The sequence below is a fragment of the Bradyrhizobium sp. sBnM-33 genome (assembly GCF_032917945.1).
Classification (GTDB): domain Bacteria; phylum Pseudomonadota; class Alphaproteobacteria; order Rhizobiales; family Xanthobacteraceae; genus Bradyrhizobium.
Genome location: NZ_CP136624.1, coordinates 8,224,488 through 8,241,792 on the forward strand (window position 1 = coordinate 8,224,488; position 17,305 = coordinate 8,241,792).

16 protein-coding genes and 1 tRNA gene are annotated in these 17,305 nt (G+C 63.0%); 11 read left to right on the forward strand and 6 right to left on the reverse strand.

From position 1 onward, the window contains the following. Positions 1–110 precede the first annotated feature (110 nt). Positions 111–1,877 carry an adenylate/guanylate cyclase domain-containing protein gene (locus RX328_RS38620; RefSeq protein WP_213247861.1) on the forward strand — a complete coding sequence of 589 codons (1,767 nt, stop codon included), beginning with the start codon at positions 111–113 and terminating at the stop codon, positions 1,875–1,877. A gap of 169 nt (positions 1,878–2,046) precedes the next feature. On the opposite strand, the gene RX328_RS38625 is transcribed toward RX328_RS38620, so the two are convergent. Next, positions 2,047–2,121, reverse strand: a tRNA-Val gene (locus RX328_RS38625). 134 nt (positions 2,122–2,255) lie between these two features. Continuing rightward, a complete protein-coding gene (cpdR, locus tag RX328_RS38630) occupies positions 2,256–2,615 on the reverse strand; it encodes a cell cycle two-component system response regulator CpdR (protein WP_027539837.1) in 360 nt (119 codons plus the stop codon). 318 nt (positions 2,616–2,933) lie between these two features. Between cpdR and RX328_RS38635 the strand changes: the two genes are divergently transcribed. From RX328_RS38635 to RX328_RS38655, 5 genes are all read left to right on the forward strand, one after another. After that, the gene (locus RX328_RS38635) at positions 2,934–3,821 is read left to right on the forward strand and encodes an N-formylglutamate amidohydrolase (protein ID WP_213247859.1); all 888 of its coding nucleotides are present in this window, start codon (positions 2,934–2,936) and stop codon (positions 3,819–3,821) included. A 571-nt stretch (positions 3,822–4,392) separates the two neighbouring features. Beyond that, complete coding sequence (hisN, locus tag RX328_RS38640; RefSeq protein ID WP_213247857.1) at positions 4,393–5,172, forward strand: histidinol-phosphatase; 780 nt, start codon at positions 4,393–4,395, stop codon at positions 5,170–5,172. A 22-nt stretch (positions 5,173–5,194) separates the two neighbouring features. Continuing rightward, positions 5,195–5,722 carry an isochorismatase family protein gene (locus RX328_RS38645; protein WP_213247855.1) on the forward strand — a complete coding sequence of 176 codons (528 nt, stop codon included), beginning with the start codon at positions 5,195–5,197 and terminating at the stop codon, positions 5,720–5,722. Between the two features lie 103 nt (positions 5,723–5,825). After that, positions 5,826–6,794: a Bug family tripartite tricarboxylate transporter substrate binding protein gene (locus RX328_RS38650; RefSeq protein ID WP_213247853.1), complete on the forward strand. Its 969-nt coding sequence runs from the start codon at positions 5,826–5,828 to the stop codon at positions 6,792–6,794. 119 nt (positions 6,795–6,913) lie between these two features. Next, positions 6,914–7,879, forward strand: coding sequence for a Bug family tripartite tricarboxylate transporter substrate binding protein (locus RX328_RS38655; RefSeq protein WP_213247851.1), 966 nt, complete (start codon positions 6,914–6,916; stop codon positions 7,877–7,879). A gap of 45 nt (positions 7,880–7,924) precedes the next feature. Here RX328_RS38655 and RX328_RS38660 read toward each other — a convergent pair whose 3' ends face one another. Then, a complete protein-coding gene (locus RX328_RS38660) occupies positions 7,925–8,818 on the reverse strand; it encodes a LysR substrate-binding domain-containing protein (RefSeq protein WP_213247849.1) in 894 nt (297 codons plus the stop codon). Between the two features lie 207 nt (positions 8,819–9,025). Between RX328_RS38660 and RX328_RS38665 the strand changes: the two genes are divergently transcribed. Next, positions 9,026–9,778 (forward strand): sulfite exporter TauE/SafE family protein, encoded by a 753-nt coding sequence (locus RX328_RS38665; RefSeq protein ID WP_213247847.1) that lies wholly within the window; start codon positions 9,026–9,028, stop codon positions 9,776–9,778. Positions 9,779–9,782: 4 nt separating this feature from the next. On the opposite strand, the gene RX328_RS38670 is transcribed toward RX328_RS38665, so the two are convergent. Further along, positions 9,783–10,427 carry a LysE family translocator gene (locus RX328_RS38670; RefSeq protein WP_213247845.1) on the reverse strand — a complete coding sequence of 215 codons (645 nt, stop codon included), beginning with the start codon at positions 10,425–10,427 and terminating at the stop codon, positions 9,783–9,785. A 193-nt stretch (positions 10,428–10,620) separates the two neighbouring features. Here RX328_RS38670 and RX328_RS38675 point away from each other — a divergent pair, with 193 nt between their 5' ends. After that, complete coding sequence (locus tag RX328_RS38675; protein WP_213247843.1) at positions 10,621–12,432, forward strand: adenylate/guanylate cyclase domain-containing protein; 1,812 nt, start codon at positions 10,621–10,623, stop codon at positions 12,430–12,432. A gap of 156 nt (positions 12,433–12,588) precedes the next feature. After that, the gene (locus tag RX328_RS38680; RefSeq protein WP_213247841.1) at positions 12,589–13,224 is read left to right on the forward strand and encodes a hypothetical protein; all 636 of its coding nucleotides are present in this window, start codon (positions 12,589–12,591) and stop codon (positions 13,222–13,224) included. 182 nt (positions 13,225–13,406) lie between these two features. Here RX328_RS38680 and RX328_RS38685 read toward each other — a convergent pair whose 3' ends face one another. Then, a complete protein-coding gene (locus RX328_RS38685; RefSeq protein ID WP_213247839.1) occupies positions 13,407–14,354 on the reverse strand; it encodes an alpha/beta fold hydrolase in 948 nt (315 codons plus the stop codon). A 233-nt stretch (positions 14,355–14,587) separates the two neighbouring features. Between RX328_RS38685 and RX328_RS38690 the strand changes: the two genes are divergently transcribed. Together RX328_RS38690 and RX328_RS38695 are read left to right on the forward strand one after the other, a co-directional pair. Beyond that, the gene (locus RX328_RS38690; RefSeq protein WP_028350462.1) at positions 14,588–15,055 is read left to right on the forward strand and encodes an Hsp20 family protein; all 468 of its coding nucleotides are present in this window, start codon (positions 14,588–14,590) and stop codon (positions 15,053–15,055) included. A 258-nt stretch (positions 15,056–15,313) separates the two neighbouring features. Next, positions 15,314–16,090 (forward strand): alpha/beta fold hydrolase, encoded by a 777-nt coding sequence (locus RX328_RS38695; protein WP_213247837.1) that lies wholly within the window; start codon positions 15,314–15,316, stop codon positions 16,088–16,090. 143 nt (positions 16,091–16,233) lie between these two features. Here the strand turns inward: RX328_RS38695 and RX328_RS38700 are convergent, their stop codons facing one another. Next, entirely contained in the window at positions 16,234–16,965 is a 732-nt protein-coding gene (locus RX328_RS38700) for a hypothetical protein (RefSeq protein ID WP_213247835.1), read from the reverse strand. Between the last annotated feature and the right edge of the window lie 340 nt (positions 16,966–17,305).

The following is a 17,305-nucleotide window of genomic DNA, read 5'->3' on the forward strand; positions in this document are numbered from 1 at the left end:
CGTCGCTGCAATCTAAACTAGCGTTCCGGACCGTGGTCGGATCGGGGCACCCGCTGCGCAATCTTGGCCGGCGCGGCAAATCTGCTAGAGTGCCCGTCAGCGAGGCGAAAATGGAAGCGCCCGGACCCGAGCGAAGACTCGCTGCAGTCCTTGCCGCCGACATGGTCGGCTACAGCCGGCTGATGGAGGTCGACGAGGCGGGGACACTTGCGCGTCTCAAGACCCATCGGCTCGAGCTGATCGATCCCTCGATTGCCAAGAACCGTGGCCGCATCATCAAGACCACCGGCGACGGCATGCTGGTGGAGTTCCACAGCGTCGTTGACGCGGTGTCATGCGCCGCCGAGATCCAGCGCCGGATGGCGCGGCGCAATGCCGACGTATCGCCGGCACGATGGATCCAGTTCCGCATCGGTATCAATCTGGGCGACATCCTTATCGAGGAGAACGACATTTTCGGCGACGGCGTCAACGTCGCGGCCCGTCTCGAAGTGCTCGCGGAGCCGGGCGGGATCTGCGTCTCGGGCGCAGTGCGCGATCAAGTCGGCGACCGGATCGACGACATCGCCTTTGAGGATCTCGGCAATCAGAACCTCAAGAATATCACCCGCCCGATCCACGTCTTTCGAGTGCGGTTAGAACCGGATGCGGCTGAGGCCGCGGCAAGCGGCAAGGACGGTACGGCAGCGACGGCCACGACCCGAAAGCCGTCGATCGCCGTGCTGCCGCTGGTCAATATGAGCGGCGATCCCGAACAGGAATTCTTTGCGGACGGCCTCACCGAGGACATCATCACCGAGTTGTCGCGCTTCCGCGACCTTCTCGTCATCTCGCGCAACTCGACCTTCGTGCACAAGGGCAAAGCGGTAAAGGTGCAGGAGGTCGCACGCGAGCTCGACGTCGAATACGTGCTCGAGGGTAGCGTGCGCAAGGTCGGCGATCGCGTTCGCGTCACCGTGCAGCTGATCGACGCGCAAACCGACCGGCACGTCTGGGCGGAACGATATGACCGCAAGCTGGAGGACATCTTCGCCATTCAGGACGAAGTGACCGGGGCAATCGTGGCCACCCTTCCCGGCCGCGTCGAGGCCGCCACGCACGAACGCGCGAAGCGCAAGCGGACCGACAACATGGCGGCCTACGAGTGCGTGCTGGCTGCCAAGGTGCTGCACCACCGCTCACAGCGCGAAGCCAACGCCGAGGCGCAGGCCCTGCTCGACCGCGCCATCGCGCTCGATCCGAATTATGCGCACGCCCATGCCTGGAAGGCGTGCGTGCTGGGCCAAACCTGGATCTATGGATGGTGCGAAGATCGCGACGTCACCTTCCAGCACGTGGCTGCCGAGTTGCAGATCGCGCTGGCGCTCGATGATAATGACAGCGACGTTCACCGCATCCTGGCCGCGGTTAACTTGACGCGCGACGATCACGACAGGGCCGCCTACCATCAGGAGCGGGCGCTCGCACTCAATCCCAACTACGATCTGGTCGTGGTGCAACAGGGCGAGTTTCTGACCTGGCTGGGGCGGCCGGAAGAAGGGATCGACTGGATCAAGAAGGCGATGCGCCTCAACCCGTTCCACCCCGAGCGCTTCTGGAACCACCTCGGTCGCGCGTATTATTGCGCGGAGAAATTTGCGGAAGCCGCCGAGGCCTTCGCGCGGATCACGCGGCCCGACTTCACCCATCACGCTTTCTTGGCCGCCATCTTCGCACAGATGGGCGACGCCGTTGCGGCCTCCGCCCATGCCGCAGAGGTCATGAGGCTCGAGCCGGGTTTCTCGGTGGCCGGCTATCTCGCCACCCAGCACTACAAGCACGAGGCGGACCGCGCGCGTCATGAGGCCGGCCTGCTCAAGGCGGGGTTACCGGCGTGAGGTTCGCCGGGATCAAATCGCGGTGGACGAGGTCTTGATGCTGCCGTCTGTAGTTCGCGGCCGCAGCCCGCCTTCGCCAAGTGGCTTCGGCGAGGCAGCCTTCGCTTGCTTCGCTACGATAGAGAAGAATGTGGCTTGCCTAGCCGTAGCTTGCGAAGCAAGCGAAGGCTGGTGGGCGCGACAGGGATCGAACCTGTGACCCCTACCATGTCAAGGTAGTGCTCTCCCGCTGAGCTACGCGCCCCAGAATGGGATGACCTGTCATCCCGCTCCAGCTTTATTCGTATTGGGTGGGGTCCGTATATCGGCTCCAAAGCGCCCGGGCAAGGATGCTCGGGACTAATTTCTGGTGCCTTTTCGAACGAAATAGCCGCCGAATCAGGCCGCCAGCATCTTGTTCACTTCGCTGACCAGTTCGCGGAGGTGAACGGGCTTGGCCAGCACCTTGGCGTTCTTGGGTGCCTCCGAATCGGAATTCAGGGCGACCGCGGCAAAGCCGGTGATGAACATGATCTTGATGTCGGGGTCGAGTTCCGAGGCGCGGCGCGCCAGCTCGATGCCGTCCATTTCGGGCATCACGATATCGGTCAGCAGCATCTCGAACGGCTCCTCACGCAGGCGCTGATAGGCCGACATGCCGTTGTCGTGAGGCGAGACCTGAAACCCGGCGTTTTCCAGCGCCTTGACCAGGAAACGTCGCATGTCGTTGTCGTCTTCGGCGAGGAGGATCTTGTGCATGGCGGTCAGTCGTCGAACCTGGCTTGGAGGATCATTGCGCCCACTAAGCCCGACAGAGGGTAAATTTCGGGTGAAAGGTAACGGCTTCTTGGCGGCAGCGGGCGACGCTATTTCTGTAGCGGCGCGCATCAGGATCGATCAAGGCGGCGCTTTTCAGGCGTTTACAACACCTTCCAGGAGAACGGTGGCTTTTTTCGCTTGGCAGAATGATTACGATTACGGACAATGCATCCTTACAGCCCCTGCCCTCCGGCAGAATCGGTCGCATCAGCGACCGGCCGAAGGGAAATGCGGACATTCAAGGGACAGCGCCCGACGATGACCCAGTTTGATGGCGAACTGTCGCCTCCCTTCGAGATCGTGGAGCCGCAGCACTGGCGGGCGCCGATCATCTTCAACTCGCCCCATTCCGGGTCGGTCTATCCGTCCGAATTCCTCAACGCCTCCCGGATCGACCTCGCCGCGCTGCGCCGGTCCGAGGATTCGTTCATGGACGAATTGATCGGTGGCCTGAGCGACCAGGGTTTTCCGACGGTGCGGGTCAATTTCCCCCGCTCCTATGTCGACGTGAATCGCGAGCCCTATGAACTCGATCCACGGATGTTCACCGGCCGCCTGCCGAGCTTTGCCAATACCCGCTCGATGCGGGTGGCCGGCGGCCTCGGCACCATCCCGCGCGTGGTCGGCGACGGGCAGGAAATCTATCGCGAGCGGCTTTCCGTCGATGATGCGCTGGGGCGGATCGAGGCGCTCTACAAGCCGTACCACCGCGCGCTGCGCCGGCTGATCAACAAGGCCCATCAGGCGTTCGGGACCGTGATCCTGGTCGATTGCCACTCGATGCCGTCGGTCGGCGTGTCCAGAGACGAGCCGCGGCGGCCGGATATCGTGATCGGCGATCGCTACGGCACCAGTTGCGCGAGCCTTTTGCCCGATGTCGTCGAGCACATCATGAGCGGTCTCGGCTATTCGATCGGCCGCAACAAACCCTACGCCGGCGGCTTCATTACCGAGCACTACGGCAACCCTGCGAGCGGCCTGCACACTGTGCAGCTCGAACTCAACCGCGCGATCTACATGGATGAGCGGCGCAGGGAGCGCAGCCCGCGCTTTGCCCAGGTGGTCACTGATTTCGCGATGTTGGCGGACGCGCTGGCGCAGGTGCCGCTCGGCGATCTCGGCCCGTTCCAGGCAGCGGCGGAGTAGAGCTGGCCGTCATTCCGGACGTCGCGCAGCGGTGATCCGGAATCTCGAGATTCTCAGATGCGCAATTGCGCACCATAGTTCGATGCTGCGCATCACCCCGGAATGGCGGACAGCTTCAAAAGAAAAAAGGGCCGCTTGAATGAACAAGCGGCCCAAGTCTAGGGAGGAAACGCCCAAGGAGGGCAGCGATAGCGCGAGGCGCTACCGCACCGCAGCAATATGCGGCCGCGCTGCACAAAAGGCAAGTGTTTTCGGATCTCTTCCGGTGCAAACCAGGTCAGTCTGACGAATCGGCAACACCGGCGCATCTGGCCTTTTAGTTAAACAATATCAGGTACTTGCAACTCAGATGGCGTGAGTTCCGTGCTTACTGCAGTGCTGGTATGCCAAAACTCGCGACTTCGTGATGGCCGCGCTAACCAAAAATCCACGCCTGAAACGAAGCCTTTTCGAAAGCCGATTCGAAAGTCCGTTCACAAGACGAATGGGAATAACGTGCCGTTGGCGATGCGCGGCAGCCCGGATTGGGCTAGGCAAGAGACGGCATTTTCCAATGCGGTAAAGGACAGCCGTGACGGTTATCGATTTTACAGCGTTTATCGGGCGCCTTGCTACCGCTTCGGGCGAGACCATCTTGCCGTTCTTCCGGACCTCACTTTCGATCGACAACAAGAGCGCCAGCGATTTCGATCCGGTCACCGAGGCCGACCGCGCGGCTGAGGCGGTCATGCGCCGCCTGATCAAGGCCAATTTCCCCCAGCACGGCATCGTCGGCGAGGAATTCGGCAACGAGCGCGAGGATGCCGACTATGTCTGGGTGCTCGATCCGATCGACGGCACCAAATCCTTCATCGCGGGATTTCCGATCTGGGGCACCCTGATCGCGCTGTTGCACAAGGGCACGCCGGTGTTCGGGATGATGCACCAGCCCTATATCGGCGAGCGGTTTTCCGGCGATAGCGGCTCAGCGCATTATTCCGGGCCATCGGGCGAGCGCAGGCTGACGGTGCGCCGCTGCGGGTCGCTGAACGAGGCCACCTCCTTCACGACCAGTCCGCTGCTGATGAACGCCGCCGACCGCGATATCTTCGGCCGGGTCGAACATGCGGTGAAGCTGTCGCGCTATGGCGGCGACTGCTATTCCTACTGCATGCTGGCGGCCGGCCATCTCGACCTCGTCGTCGAGACCGAACTCAAGCCCTATGACATCGCGGCATTAATCCCGATCGTCACCGGCGCCGGCGGCGTCGTCACCAATTGGGAGGGCGGACCCGCCCAGAGCGGCGGCCGCATCGTCGCCGCCGGCGACGCCCGGGTGCACGAGGCCACGCTGAAGTTGCTGAACGGCTAGGAGCACAGGACCCCGGACCCCGATGGACGCATTGATCGTTGTCGATATGCAGGTCGGGCTTCTCAATGGGAAACCGAAGCACGATCTGAGCGGCATCATCGAGCGCATCAACCGGCTCGCCGCCAGCATCCGCGAACGTTCAGGCCTGGTGATTTTCGTGCAGCATTGCAGTGGCGCGGAAGACGATTTCGTGCCTGATACGTCGGGCTGGGCGCTTCTGCCGGAGCTGAATCGCGCGGCTGCCGACATCGTCATTCGCAAGACCCTGAACGATCCCTTCGTCGGGACCGATCTCGCGGCGCGCCTGAAGGAAATCGCGCCCGACCGGATCCTCATCACGGGGTGGGCAACCGATCTTTGCGTCGATGCAACGGTCCGATCGGCCGTTTCGAACCACTACGACGTTGTGGTGGTGACCGACGGCCATACTGTGAACGACCGGCCCCATCTCGACGCGGCGAGCGTCATTCGTCACCACAACTGGGTCTGGAGCCACTTGATCACGCAGCGATCGGTCAGGCTCGCACGTACGGACGAACTCCTGCTCTGACGAGACTCGGCTTCCGCCGCAACTGACGGCACCTTGCATAGAACAGTTTATCGCGTACGATGCCCGCCAACGCGCACAACAGATGCGCCATCGGGGAGCATTCATGAGACTGCCGAGCAAGCTGCTTGCTGGATTGGTGCTGCTATTGTTGCCAGCGCCAGCCTCGGCGCAGGACTTTCCCGCAAAGCCGATCAAGCTGATCGTTCCATTCCCAGCCGGCGGCCCCAACGACATTATCGCGCGCGTGATCGGCCAGCGCATGTCCGAGATTACAAAGCAGCCGGTGCTGATCGACAACCGCGGCGGCCAGGGCGGCGTGCTCGGCACCGACGCGGTCGCAAAGGCCGCGCCCGACGGTTACACCATCGCGATTTCGAGCGCGGGCGCGCTTGCCATCAGCCCGAGTCTGGAAAAGGTCGCCTACGATACGCTGAAGGATTTCGCGCCGGTAACGCTGGTTGCCACCGTGCCCGAGATGCTGGTGGTTGCGACCAACGTCCCCGCCAAGGACATGAAAGAACTGATCGCGCTCGCCAAGGCGCAGCCGGGGAAATTGAATTTCGCCTCTTCCGGTCCCGGCAGCCTACTGCATCTGGCGGGCGAATTGTTCAAGCTGACGGCCAACATCGACATCGTCCACGTGCCGTACCGCGGCGCGGCGCCAGCGGTGAACGACCTGCTCGGCCAGCAGGTGCAGATGACGTTCCTCGACCTGCCGGTGCTGTTGCCGCAGATCAAGGCAGGCAGCTTGCGGCCGATCGCGGTTGGCGCGCCCCAGCGGGCGCCGACTGCGATGGAGGTGCCGACCACTGCGGAAGCCGGGATGCCCGGCCTGATCATCGAGAACTGGTACGGCATGGTGGCGCCCGCGGCCACCCCGCCGGCAGTCGTCGCGGCCTTGCACAAGATCACGACCGAAGCGATGGCCGATCCGACCGTAAAGGAAAAGCTCGCGGCCCAGGGCGCGACGCTGGTCGGCAACACGCCGGAGCATTTCCGCGGCTTCATCGACAGCGAATCCAAGAAGTGGGCGAAGGTGATCAAGGACGCGGGAGTCGTGACGACGAAGTGAGCATCACGGCGCGGACAGCCGCATCCCTGCTTGTGGCTGTGTAAAGACTGAATAACCGGGACATCTGGCGAGATCGCGCTTCGTGCAGGCCCGGCCATGACAAGTGACCGGAGGCTTTCTTGAAGGCTCTTCGCGTGCTTCTCACCGGATTGTCCGTGCTGCTTCCAGCCGTCGCGGCAGCGCAGGATTTTCCGAGCAAACCGATCAAGCTGATCGTGCCGTTCCCGGCCGGCGGCCCCAACGACATCATTGCGCGGCTGGTCGGCCAGCGCATGTCAGAAATCACAAAGCAGCCGGTCGTGATCGACAATCGCGGCGGCCAGGCCGGCGTGCTCGGCACCGATGCGATCGCAAAAGCAGCCCCCGACGGCTACACCATCGGAATCGTGAGCGCGAGCGCGCTGGTCATCAACCCGGCGATGGAAAAGGTGCCCTACGACGTGGCAAAGGACTTCACGCCGGTCACGCTGGTGACGACAGTGCCGGAGATGCTGGTCGTCGCCAGCAACGTGCCCGCCAGCGATATGAAGGAGCTGATCGCGCTCGCCAAGGCACAGCCCGGGAAACTCAATTTTGCTTCCGCCGGTGTCGGCGGCATGCCACACCTTGCCGGTGAACTGCTCAAGCAGACGGCCGGAATCGACATCGTGCACGTGCCCTACCGGGGCGCTGCGCCCGCCATCAACGATCTGCTCGGCCAGCAGGTGCAGATGACGTTCCTCGATCTGCCGGTATTATTGCCGCACATCAAGTCAGGCAGCCTGCGCCCGATTGCGCTTGGCGCTCCGAACCGTGCGCCCACCTCACCTGAGGTGCCGACCACTGCGGAGGTCGGCATGCCGGATCTCCTGATCGAAAACTGGTACGGCATGATCGCGCCGGCCGGAGTGCCCGGGGCGATTGTCGCCACCGTGAACCGCGTCGCCAACGAGGCGATGAATGATCCGCAGGTGAAGCAGAAGCTTGCAGATCAAGGCCTGACGGTCGCCGGCAACACGCCGGGGCATTTTCGCGACTACATCGGAACCGAGGCCCAAAAGTGGGCGCGCGTCATCAAGGCTGCCGGCCTCGCCATCGGCAAGTAACGCCGGGCCTTCCCAGACCTTCAGCATTCGCGCTCCCTCACATGTTCAACGTGGCGCAGATTTGCGGAGGTGCTCGGCCAATTGCTGCGCGGGCTTGGGCAGCGCCCGAAAGCTCCGGGCGCAGATCACGAGCCGCCGATTGGCCCAGGAGTCCCTGATCCTGATGACATTGATCTTCATCGATCGCGCGCATCGCTTTGCCGCGACTTCAGGCATCACGCCAATCCCGATGCCGGCGGCGACCATCTGGCCAATCGCATCGAAACTGTTCAGCCGCGCACGAAAGCGCAGCCGCGCCCCGAGACGCGCGGCGTGTCCGCTGATATGGGCGTGCAGCGCGATCGAGCTGATCAGGCCGACGAAATCGCGCTTCACAACTTCGGCGAAATCAACCTGCCGCCGATTAGCCAATTCGTCGTTCCGTGCGGCAACCAGCACCAATCGATCTTCGCTGAACGGCATCCGCTCGATGTTGTCTGCAAGCGCGTGTTCAGCCGCAAGCCCGAGATCGGCGGCACCGATGACGATAGCGCGGGCAATGTCGCTGCTTTCGCGTTCCTCGACATCGATCGAAATGTGAGGATGTGCAGCCAGAAAGGCCGCCAACGTCTTCGGCAGATATTCCGAAAGCCCCGACGTATTGGCGAGGAAGCGGACGGTGGCCTTCATGCCGCGGGCAAAGTCGGCGAGATCGCCGCGCATGGTGTCGATGTTGTGAAGCACTATTCTGGCATGGTCGAGCAGGCTTTCGCCGGCCGGCGTCAATTCGACGCCGCGGCGGCCGCGCGCGAGCAGCGAAACGCCAAGCGCCTCTTCCAGGCCCTTGATCCGCTCGCTCGCCGACGCCAGCGCGAGATGGACCCGTTGCGCGCCATTGGTGATGCTACGCGTCTCGGCCACGGCGACAAAGAGCTGAAGATCGACCAGATCAAAACGCATCGGGGTTCCTGGCAGGGGCGACCTGCAGCCAAGCCGTCATTGCGAGCGGAGCGAAGCAATCCATCGCGCGGCATACGGATAGATGGATTGCTTCGTCGCTTCGCTCCTCGTAATGACGGAGGGAGCTGCTAGCCTTCGGCCAATCCGAAGGCTGTCTCCGTAATCTCCAGATTGTGCCCGATGCGCCAATGGGTCAAGGTCCGACCCATGGTCGATTCCCTGCTCGTTCTCATCGCCGCGGCCTTCCTGCTGGCCGGCTTCATCAAGGGCGTGATCGGGCTCGGCCTGCCGACGGTATCGATGGGCCTGCTTGCGGTGACAATGCCGCCGGCGCAGGCGATTGCGATCGTGATCGTGCCGGCGATCGTCACCAATATCTGGCAAACCTTCGGCGGCCCGTATTTGCGCGACATCATGCGGCGGCTGTGGCCGCTGATGGCCGGTACCGTCGCCGGTATCTGGCTGAACGCGGGGCTATTGACCGGCCCTTATGCGCCCTATGGCACCGTCGTTCTCGGCACATTGCTGGTGATCTACGCGATCCTCGGCCTCAGCAAGCTCCACTTCAAGGTTGCGCGCCGCGACGAGAAATGGATCGGCGGCATCGTAGGCCTGATCACCGGCGTGGTGTCGGCCGCGACCGGCGTTCAAGTGATTCCGTCGATGCCTTATCTGCAGGCGATCGGCATGGAGAAGGACGAGCTGGTGCAGGCGCTCGGCGTGTTCTTTACCGTCGCCACGGTGGCGCTCGCCTTCAATCTCACCACCGCGGGCCTGCTAACGGCGGCAACCGCGCTGCCCGGCGCAGTCGCGATGGTGGCGTCCTTTGCCGGCATGTTCATCGGACAAGCGGTGCGGAATCGCATGCAGCCGGACGTGTTCCGCCGCTGGTTCCTGATCGCCATGATCTTGCTCGGCCTCTACCTTGCCGGCAGCGCCTTCGTGACAATCCACGGCTGAAGCATCAGCGCGCCTCCAGCATCGCCACGCGGATGCCGAGATAGACGAACAGCCCGCCGAGCGCCCGGTTGATCCAGGCTACCGCGCCGGCCGATTGCCGGATCCGGCCCGCGGCCCGGGCTGCGAAGGCGGCGATGCAAAAGCACCACAACGTGCCGCTGGTGATGAAGATCAGGCCGAGCACCAGGAAGGCCAGCGTCTTGTGGGCAGACTCCGCCGCCACGAATTGCGGCAGGAACGCCAGAAAAAACAGCGCCACCTTCGGATTGAGCACATTGGTCAGGGCGCCCTGCCAGAACACGCGGGCAAGCGAGGTCTCGTTGCCTGCCACGGCCGTCTCCGCCAGCGGGCGCGAACGCGACAGCAGCATCTGGACACCCGTAAACAGCAGATAGGCGGCCCCGACCCATTTCAGGACCGCAAAGGCCGCGGATGACGCCATCAACAGCGCCGAGAGGCCGATGGCGGCACCGAGCACGTGAACGAGGCAGCCGGCGCTGATCCCGGTCGCCGCCGCCGCGCCGCCGCGCCATCCGAACTGGATGCTGCGGCCGATAATATAGGCCGTGTCCGGCCCCGGGGTGATATTGAGCAGCAGTCCTGAGAGGATGAAGAGCCAGAGTTGGTGAATGCCGAGCGTCTCTATCATCGTTTGACGGTTCCTCTTGGGCGCCCCCTCGGCCCAATTGCGCGCATGCCAATCCTTGAGGGATTGCAGTACTATCATGAGCAAATCAGGCTTCCACCAGATTGCGCAAATTTTTATAAACATTGGAATTGGTTGGCCGACCGCGTAGTGGTTATCCTGCCCATTCCGGTGCCGTTGGGGATATAGTGGGGATATGGAAAGACGCCTGGCAGCCATCGTCTGCGCTGACGTCGCCGGCTATTCCCGAATGATGGGGGCCGACGAGGCGGGGACGCACGCCACGTTCAAGGCCCATCGAAGCGCGATCTATCCGATCATCCTCAATCACGGCGGCCGCCTGGTGAAGAATACCGGCGACGGCTTCCTGCTGGAATTTCCCTCTATCGTCGGCGCCATCGAGGCCGCGGTCGCGATGCAGATGGTGATGGCGGAGCGCAACGAGCACCTGCCCGCCGATCGCGCCATGCAGTTTCGCATGGGCATCCACATGGGTGACGTGATGGCCGACGAGGACGAGGTGTTCGGCGACGACGTCAACATCGCGGTCCGCCTCGAATCGGTTGCCGCTCCCGGCGGCGTGGCGGTTTCGGGCAAGGCCTGTCATGAGGCCGGCAAACGCCTCAGCGTCACATTCGTCGATGCCGGTCCCTACCGGTTCAAGAATATCGAGGAGCCGATCCATGTCTGGACCTGGCAGCCTGGGGGTGTCGATAGCGGCCCGGCCCGTAAAGCCGCGTCCGAGACATCGGCCACGAATCTGCCTGCCCAGTATCGCACCGCGATCGTGGGCGTGCTCCCATTCGCGAATTTGAGCGAGAGCGCTGACGAGTATTTTTCTGACGGGCTGACCGAGGACCTGATCCACGCGCTTTCGCTGCAGTCGTTCTATCGGGTGCTGAGCCGGAACTCGACGTTCTCGTTCAAGAGCAAGAACGTGAGCACGCGCCTGATCGCGCGCGAGATCGACGCCACCTACCTGATTCAGGGCTCGGTGCGCCGCGCCGCCAACAAGATCCGCGTCACGGCCGAGTTGATCGCCCCTGAAACCGGCGAGCAATTGTGGACCGGCCGATTCGACCGCGATATGGGCGACCTGTTCGCGATGCAGGACGAGCTCACCACCAGCCTGTCGGCGGCGATCGCGGCCGAGATCTACCGGGCGGAGGCGTCCGCCCCGCCCCGCTCCTCGTCGAACGACATCACGGCCTGGGATCGATTCCTGAAGGGGCTGTCGCACTACTACCTGCAGACCAAGACGGATTTCGAGATCGCGATCGGGTTGTTCAAGGAAGCCATCGCGCTCGATCCGACGCTATCGATCGCGCGTGCCTATCTCGCCACCATCCAGACCCAGGCCATCCATTTCGGGTGGATCAAGGGCACGCGCGAAGTGTGGGATACCGCGATGAGTCTTGCGGAGAGCAGCGTCCGGCTCGATCCTCGTTCGTCCTTTGCGTTTCAGATTCTCGCCTATCTGCATGCACTGGAAGGGCACTACGAGGCAGCGATGGATGCCGCCAAGCGGGCGGTCGGGCTCAACCCCTACGACATGGGCGCCCGTGGCGTGCTCGGCGCGTGTCATCTCTACATCGGCGAACACCGGGCCGCCGTCGAATTGTTTACGATGGCAGCACAGCGCGGTAACAGCGACCCCCGATACCAGTTTGCGGCGTTCAACGCATTCAGCCACTATCTTCTCGGTCAATACGACGCCTCGCTGTCATGGGCCCGCGAGGCTCTATACGCAAATCCCAATCATCTGCAGGCGCTCGCGATACGGGTGGCTGCGCTTGCCCAGTTGGGACGAACCGCCGAAGCAGCCGACGCTACTGAGGTCCTGCTCGGCAACTATCCGACGCTGACCGTAGAGCGATTTTTGCGGAATTTTAACTGGAAGGTCCCGGCCGACATCGCTCATTTCCGCGACGGACTTTTGAAGGCCGGCATCCCTTTCAGCAAATTGATGCTCGTCGAATCCTCGCCAAAGCTCGCCGCAGATTCCTGAGCGTGTGTAAGCTGGTCGATTGACACGGCGTCGAATTCCGCCAAAACTTGCGTACACCCTGAAGTAGCGTGCCGCCAATTTTCTTTTTCAAGATCGTCATCCGCATCGCATTGAAGGCGGACCGTTTCCATACTTTGCGCCTTTGAGATTGAAGCCATGTCAGATAGCCCCATTGGACAGATTCCCGTTTCGCCCAACAATCCCTGCCCGTTTCTGCGCGCATTGGTCGCCAATGGCTATGTCGGCGGCCATGTCGTGCCGCTCTCGCAACTCTCCGAAATGATCGGATTGGCAAGCGGCGAAACCGGTTCTGCCCAAAAGAAGGTGCGGCTGAAAGCCTCGATGATCGCCATCATTGCCAACGGCCTCCGACCGCTGCGCGTTTTCAAGAGCGCAAGGTCTGGTGCCGTGCTCGACGAGCTGCGCGACGGGCCGCTCGACAAGCATGGCGGCGGTTCACGCATCCTCGACGCCGAAGCAAACGTCCATGAAGACCAAATCGAACGGCTCGCCAGCTTCGGCAAGGACTGCAAAGATCCCGCTGGAGGCATCGAGATCGGGCTGACAGCGAAAGAAATCGAGGCCTTCATGGCAGACAATATCAAGCGCAACGATGCGGCGCGCTGGTACTTCCCGATCCTGATGAAGGGCGAATGGCCGGTCCTGCTGAAAATCCTCGGCAAGGGCGAAGGCGAAGCGCGCTACCTTAGCGTCGCCGAGGTCAGGATACTGTTCGTCCAGCGGCGCTTGCCCGAGCGGATCACGGCACGGTTGCCGAAGCCGGCGGCCTAACCACGAACACAGTTGTCATACGCGGGCTTGACCCGCGTAGCCATCGTCCGCGCCAGCGGACAACACGATTCATTCGAAGCAGGATGGATTGCCGGGTCCCGGCTACGCCGAGAGCTTCGCCGGGCACCACAGCGTGAGGCAGGCGAAGCTTTAGCGGAGACGGCAAGCCCGGCAATGACGAGTCACTTGAACAGCGGCGTCCCCGGGACGAACGCATCGAACGCCGCCCAGAATTGCGAGCGATAGCGGTCCTGCTCCTGCAGGATCTCGTGCTTGGAGCCGGCGATGACCAGATGCGAGCCGGCGCGCAGGTGATAGGCGAATTCCTCGATCGCGGCGGTGGAAACAATGGTGTCGTTGCTGGCGGCCAGCATCAGGATCGGTTGGCGGATCTCGGACGGGTAGTTCACGCCGCGAAAGGTATGCATTGCCCTGAACGCGGTATCGGCCCAGGCCACCGTCGGCGAGCCGATGCCGAGCGTCGGATCTTCTTCCAGGATCGCGGCATTGCGGGCATAGCGCACGGGATCGCTGGTGAAGGGATTGTTGATGAAGGATTCCGTTCCAGTCAGCGCATCGCCGCCGCCGGGCACGTAGCGGCCGCCCTGCCCCATCAGCCGCATGATCCGAAGCAGCGCCCGCGTCGGAAATGACGTCGTGCGCCCCGGCAGGTCGATCATCGGCGCCGACAGCACCATGCGGTCGAACCAGCGTTTCCCCGCATGCGCCACCCGCAGCATGACCGCGCCGCCCATCGAATGCGCCAGCGCGAAATAGGGCGGCGGACAATCCGGCAGCACCACCTGCTGCACGAACGTTTCGACATCGACCTCGAAATCGGAGAAGTCGCGGACATAGCCCTTGCGCGGGTCGCGCAGGCGGCGCGAGGAATGCCCCTGGCCGCGCCAGTCGATCATCGCCACCGCAAAACCGCGATCGCGCAAATCGCGCACCGTCTCGAAATATTTTTCAATCTGCTCGCTGCGCCCGGTGAAGACGCAGACCGTGCCCTTGCGGCCCGCCGGCGGGGCCCAACGCGCGAACCGCAATTCCGCGCCGTCGGGCGTCTTGATGGTGCCCGAGACGACGTCCTCCGGAACCGGATTGGCAGGGATCGAGACAAGCGTCATGAGGGGACCGGCTAGTAAGGAGGGGCTGGAAATCAAGTCGGGAAGCATCAAAAACGGCCATTTTGGGCCCTCTTGAACGCCTTTTCATCCCTCCCATATCATCTCCGTGCAGGCCGCTACCAGTGTTTCGGAACCGGAAGCAAAGGCTCCCAACCCTGAGGCTGCACAGGACCAAAGCCCGGCCCGATGGCGGGCGGGTTAATTGCAACAGTCGCTCAATGGAGGACTACACTATGCGTACCTACGATCTCACCCCGTTTTATCGTTCCACCGTCGGCTTCGACCGCTTCTTCAACCTACTGGATCAGGTGACCTCCGACGGCAGCCCCGGTTATCCGCCCTACAACATCGAGCGCACCGGTGAGAACGCCTACCGCATCAGCGTTGCGGTTTCCGGCTTCTCGCAGGGCGAGCTTTCGATCGTCGCGAAGGAAAACACGCTGACGATCAAGGGCGAGAAGACCGCCAACGAGAACGGCAAAGACAAATCCGAAGTGCTGTACCGCGGTATCGCCGCACGCGCCTTCGAACGTGTCTTCCAGCTTGCCGATTTCGTGCAGGTGAAGAACGCCTCGCTCGAGAACGGCCTGCTCCACGTCGACCTCGTCCGCGAGATCCCCGAGGCCAAAAAGCCGCGCAGCATTCCGATCAATTCGGGCGCGCAGGCCCCGCAGGTGGTCGACGCTTCGGTCGCCGCGTAACACGGTAGGTTCAGCCGGTATTGGCTGAACGCGAAAACGCCCCGGGAAACTGGGGCGTTTTTTTGTGCGCGCATGACGAAGACGCGCAATCCGGCTCCGCTCATTAACAACGAATTTAAATGATGTCCGCTTCTGCAACGACTATTTGACCGCGTGCCCCGGCACCCGCGGGGCCAAGACGCGTAACGCTTGCAGTTCGACGACGTATTCACCTTTGCACCCAGCGCTTCAACAGACGTATCAAATCAGGAGAGATCGATGACAAAGTTACGGATCGTTGCGGCGCTCGCCGCCAGTGTGTTTGCGGGATCGTTCGGGGTTCTTGCGGCACCGGCGCAGGCCGCAGCACCGCTCAAAGTGAAAAATGTCGTGCTGGTGCACGGCGCGTGGGCCGATGGATCGAGCTGGTCGAAAGTCATTCCGCGGCTGCAGGCAGCGGGACTTCACGTCACCGCAGTTCAGAATCCGCTGACCTCGCTGGAAGATTCCGTGGCCGCAACGCGCCGCGCACTGGCGGAACAGGATGGCCCGACAGTGCTGGTGGCGCATTCCTGGGGCGGAACCGTCATCAGTGAAGTCGGCACCGACCCGAAGGTCACGGGGCTCGTCTATATCGCGGCGCGCGCGCCCGATGCCGGCGAGGATTTCGTCGCGCTTTCGCAGAAATTTCCAGCCGGCCCGGCGCGGGCTGGCGTCCAGGAACATGACGGCTTCACCACGTTGTCCGAGGACGCGTTCCTGAAGTATTTCGCAAACGGGGTCGACCCCAAGACCGCGAAAGTTCTGTACGCCGTGCAATGGCCGACCGCGGCTTCCATTTTCGCCGGCCGCACCACCGCAGCCGCCTGGCACAGCAAGCCGAGCTGGTATGCCGTGTCGAAGCAGGACTACACCATCAATCCTGACCTCGAGCGATTTCTGGCCAAGCGGATGAATGCCACGACGGTCGAGCTGGAGGCCGGCCACCTGTCGCTGGTCTCGCAGCCCGACAAGGTCGCCGACCTGATCCTGGCCGCTGCCGGACAGCACGAATAGCTCACTGCAATGAGAAAACGCCCGGGGACACCCGGGGCGTTTTGTTTTGGTAGCCCGGATGGAGCGCAGCGCAATCCGGGGTCTTTCGCGAGCGGATAATGTCATCCCGGATTGCGCTGCGCTCCATCCGGGCTACAGGTGCCTCACTCCAGCGCCTGCACCTGCGGCATCTCCTGCGTCGGCGCGATCTGCGGGGCGGGCTTGGCCGGGACCGAACCCGTCACCGCCGGCGAAGCTGCCGCCTGAACTTCGGTCGGCTTCGGTGCAGGCGCTGCAGCCTGCTGGACCGGCGCCGGTGCAGGTTTGGCGGCGACCGGACTGGCCTTCGGCATCGGCACCGCCCGGCTCGCCACGTGGGAGGCCGGCCGCTGCGGCCGCGGCGCGGCCTGGACGTTGGCGGGCGTGGCCGGAGCGTGGGCCTGTGGCGGCGGAGCCCCCGGAAGCGCGCTGTGCTCCTCGTAGAAATTGTCGCCCATGCGATGGGACGGCACGAAGCGGATAATCCGGCCGTTGCGTGCGTCGATCACCAGCCGGCCGTCCTCGCCGCCGCGCTCGAGCGCCGCAATCGTGTAAACGAAGCCGCGCAGCCTCGGGATACCGAGCGGCAAGAATCCATTATCGCGCAGCACGGAATAGACTTCCGTCGACGGCAACAGTCCCGGACCGTATTCATATTGCGGCGCGGCTCCGTAGCGCGGTCCGGGCTCGTAGTACGGCCCGGGAACCGGTTGCGGTGCCACCGCGTAGGGAGCGTCGAAATCCGATGCCGGCCTGTATGGTGAGCGCCCGATTTCATAAGGCCCGGGCACCTGCGCCTGCGCGCCGCCCGCTAGAAGGACCAGTCCCGCCGCCAAAGATCCCGTGAACAACTTCATCACCGAAAGCTCCTGTAAGCCCCGCAGCCTCCGGACCGTAGCCGGAGCATTTTTGCTCACTCACCAGACGGCCCGGGGCGAATTTCATTGCGAAATCCGGCGGTCCTTGGGCCGCATCGGGGCGCCGCTGCCGCAAACTCCAGCGGGCGGCTTTTCCCCCGGGCCACCAAGCGCCGATCCGCATGCAAGCGAGGACTTTCACGCGCTTGTGTGATAAAGAAAAATTTGGCATGGTCGAAGTTAGGACAGTATCACTGTCTCAATTGCGGAGCCGTCCCGGCACAGGGATTGCAACGAAACCGTGGCGCCACGAGCTCCAGGGCAGTGCAGGCAAGGCCGT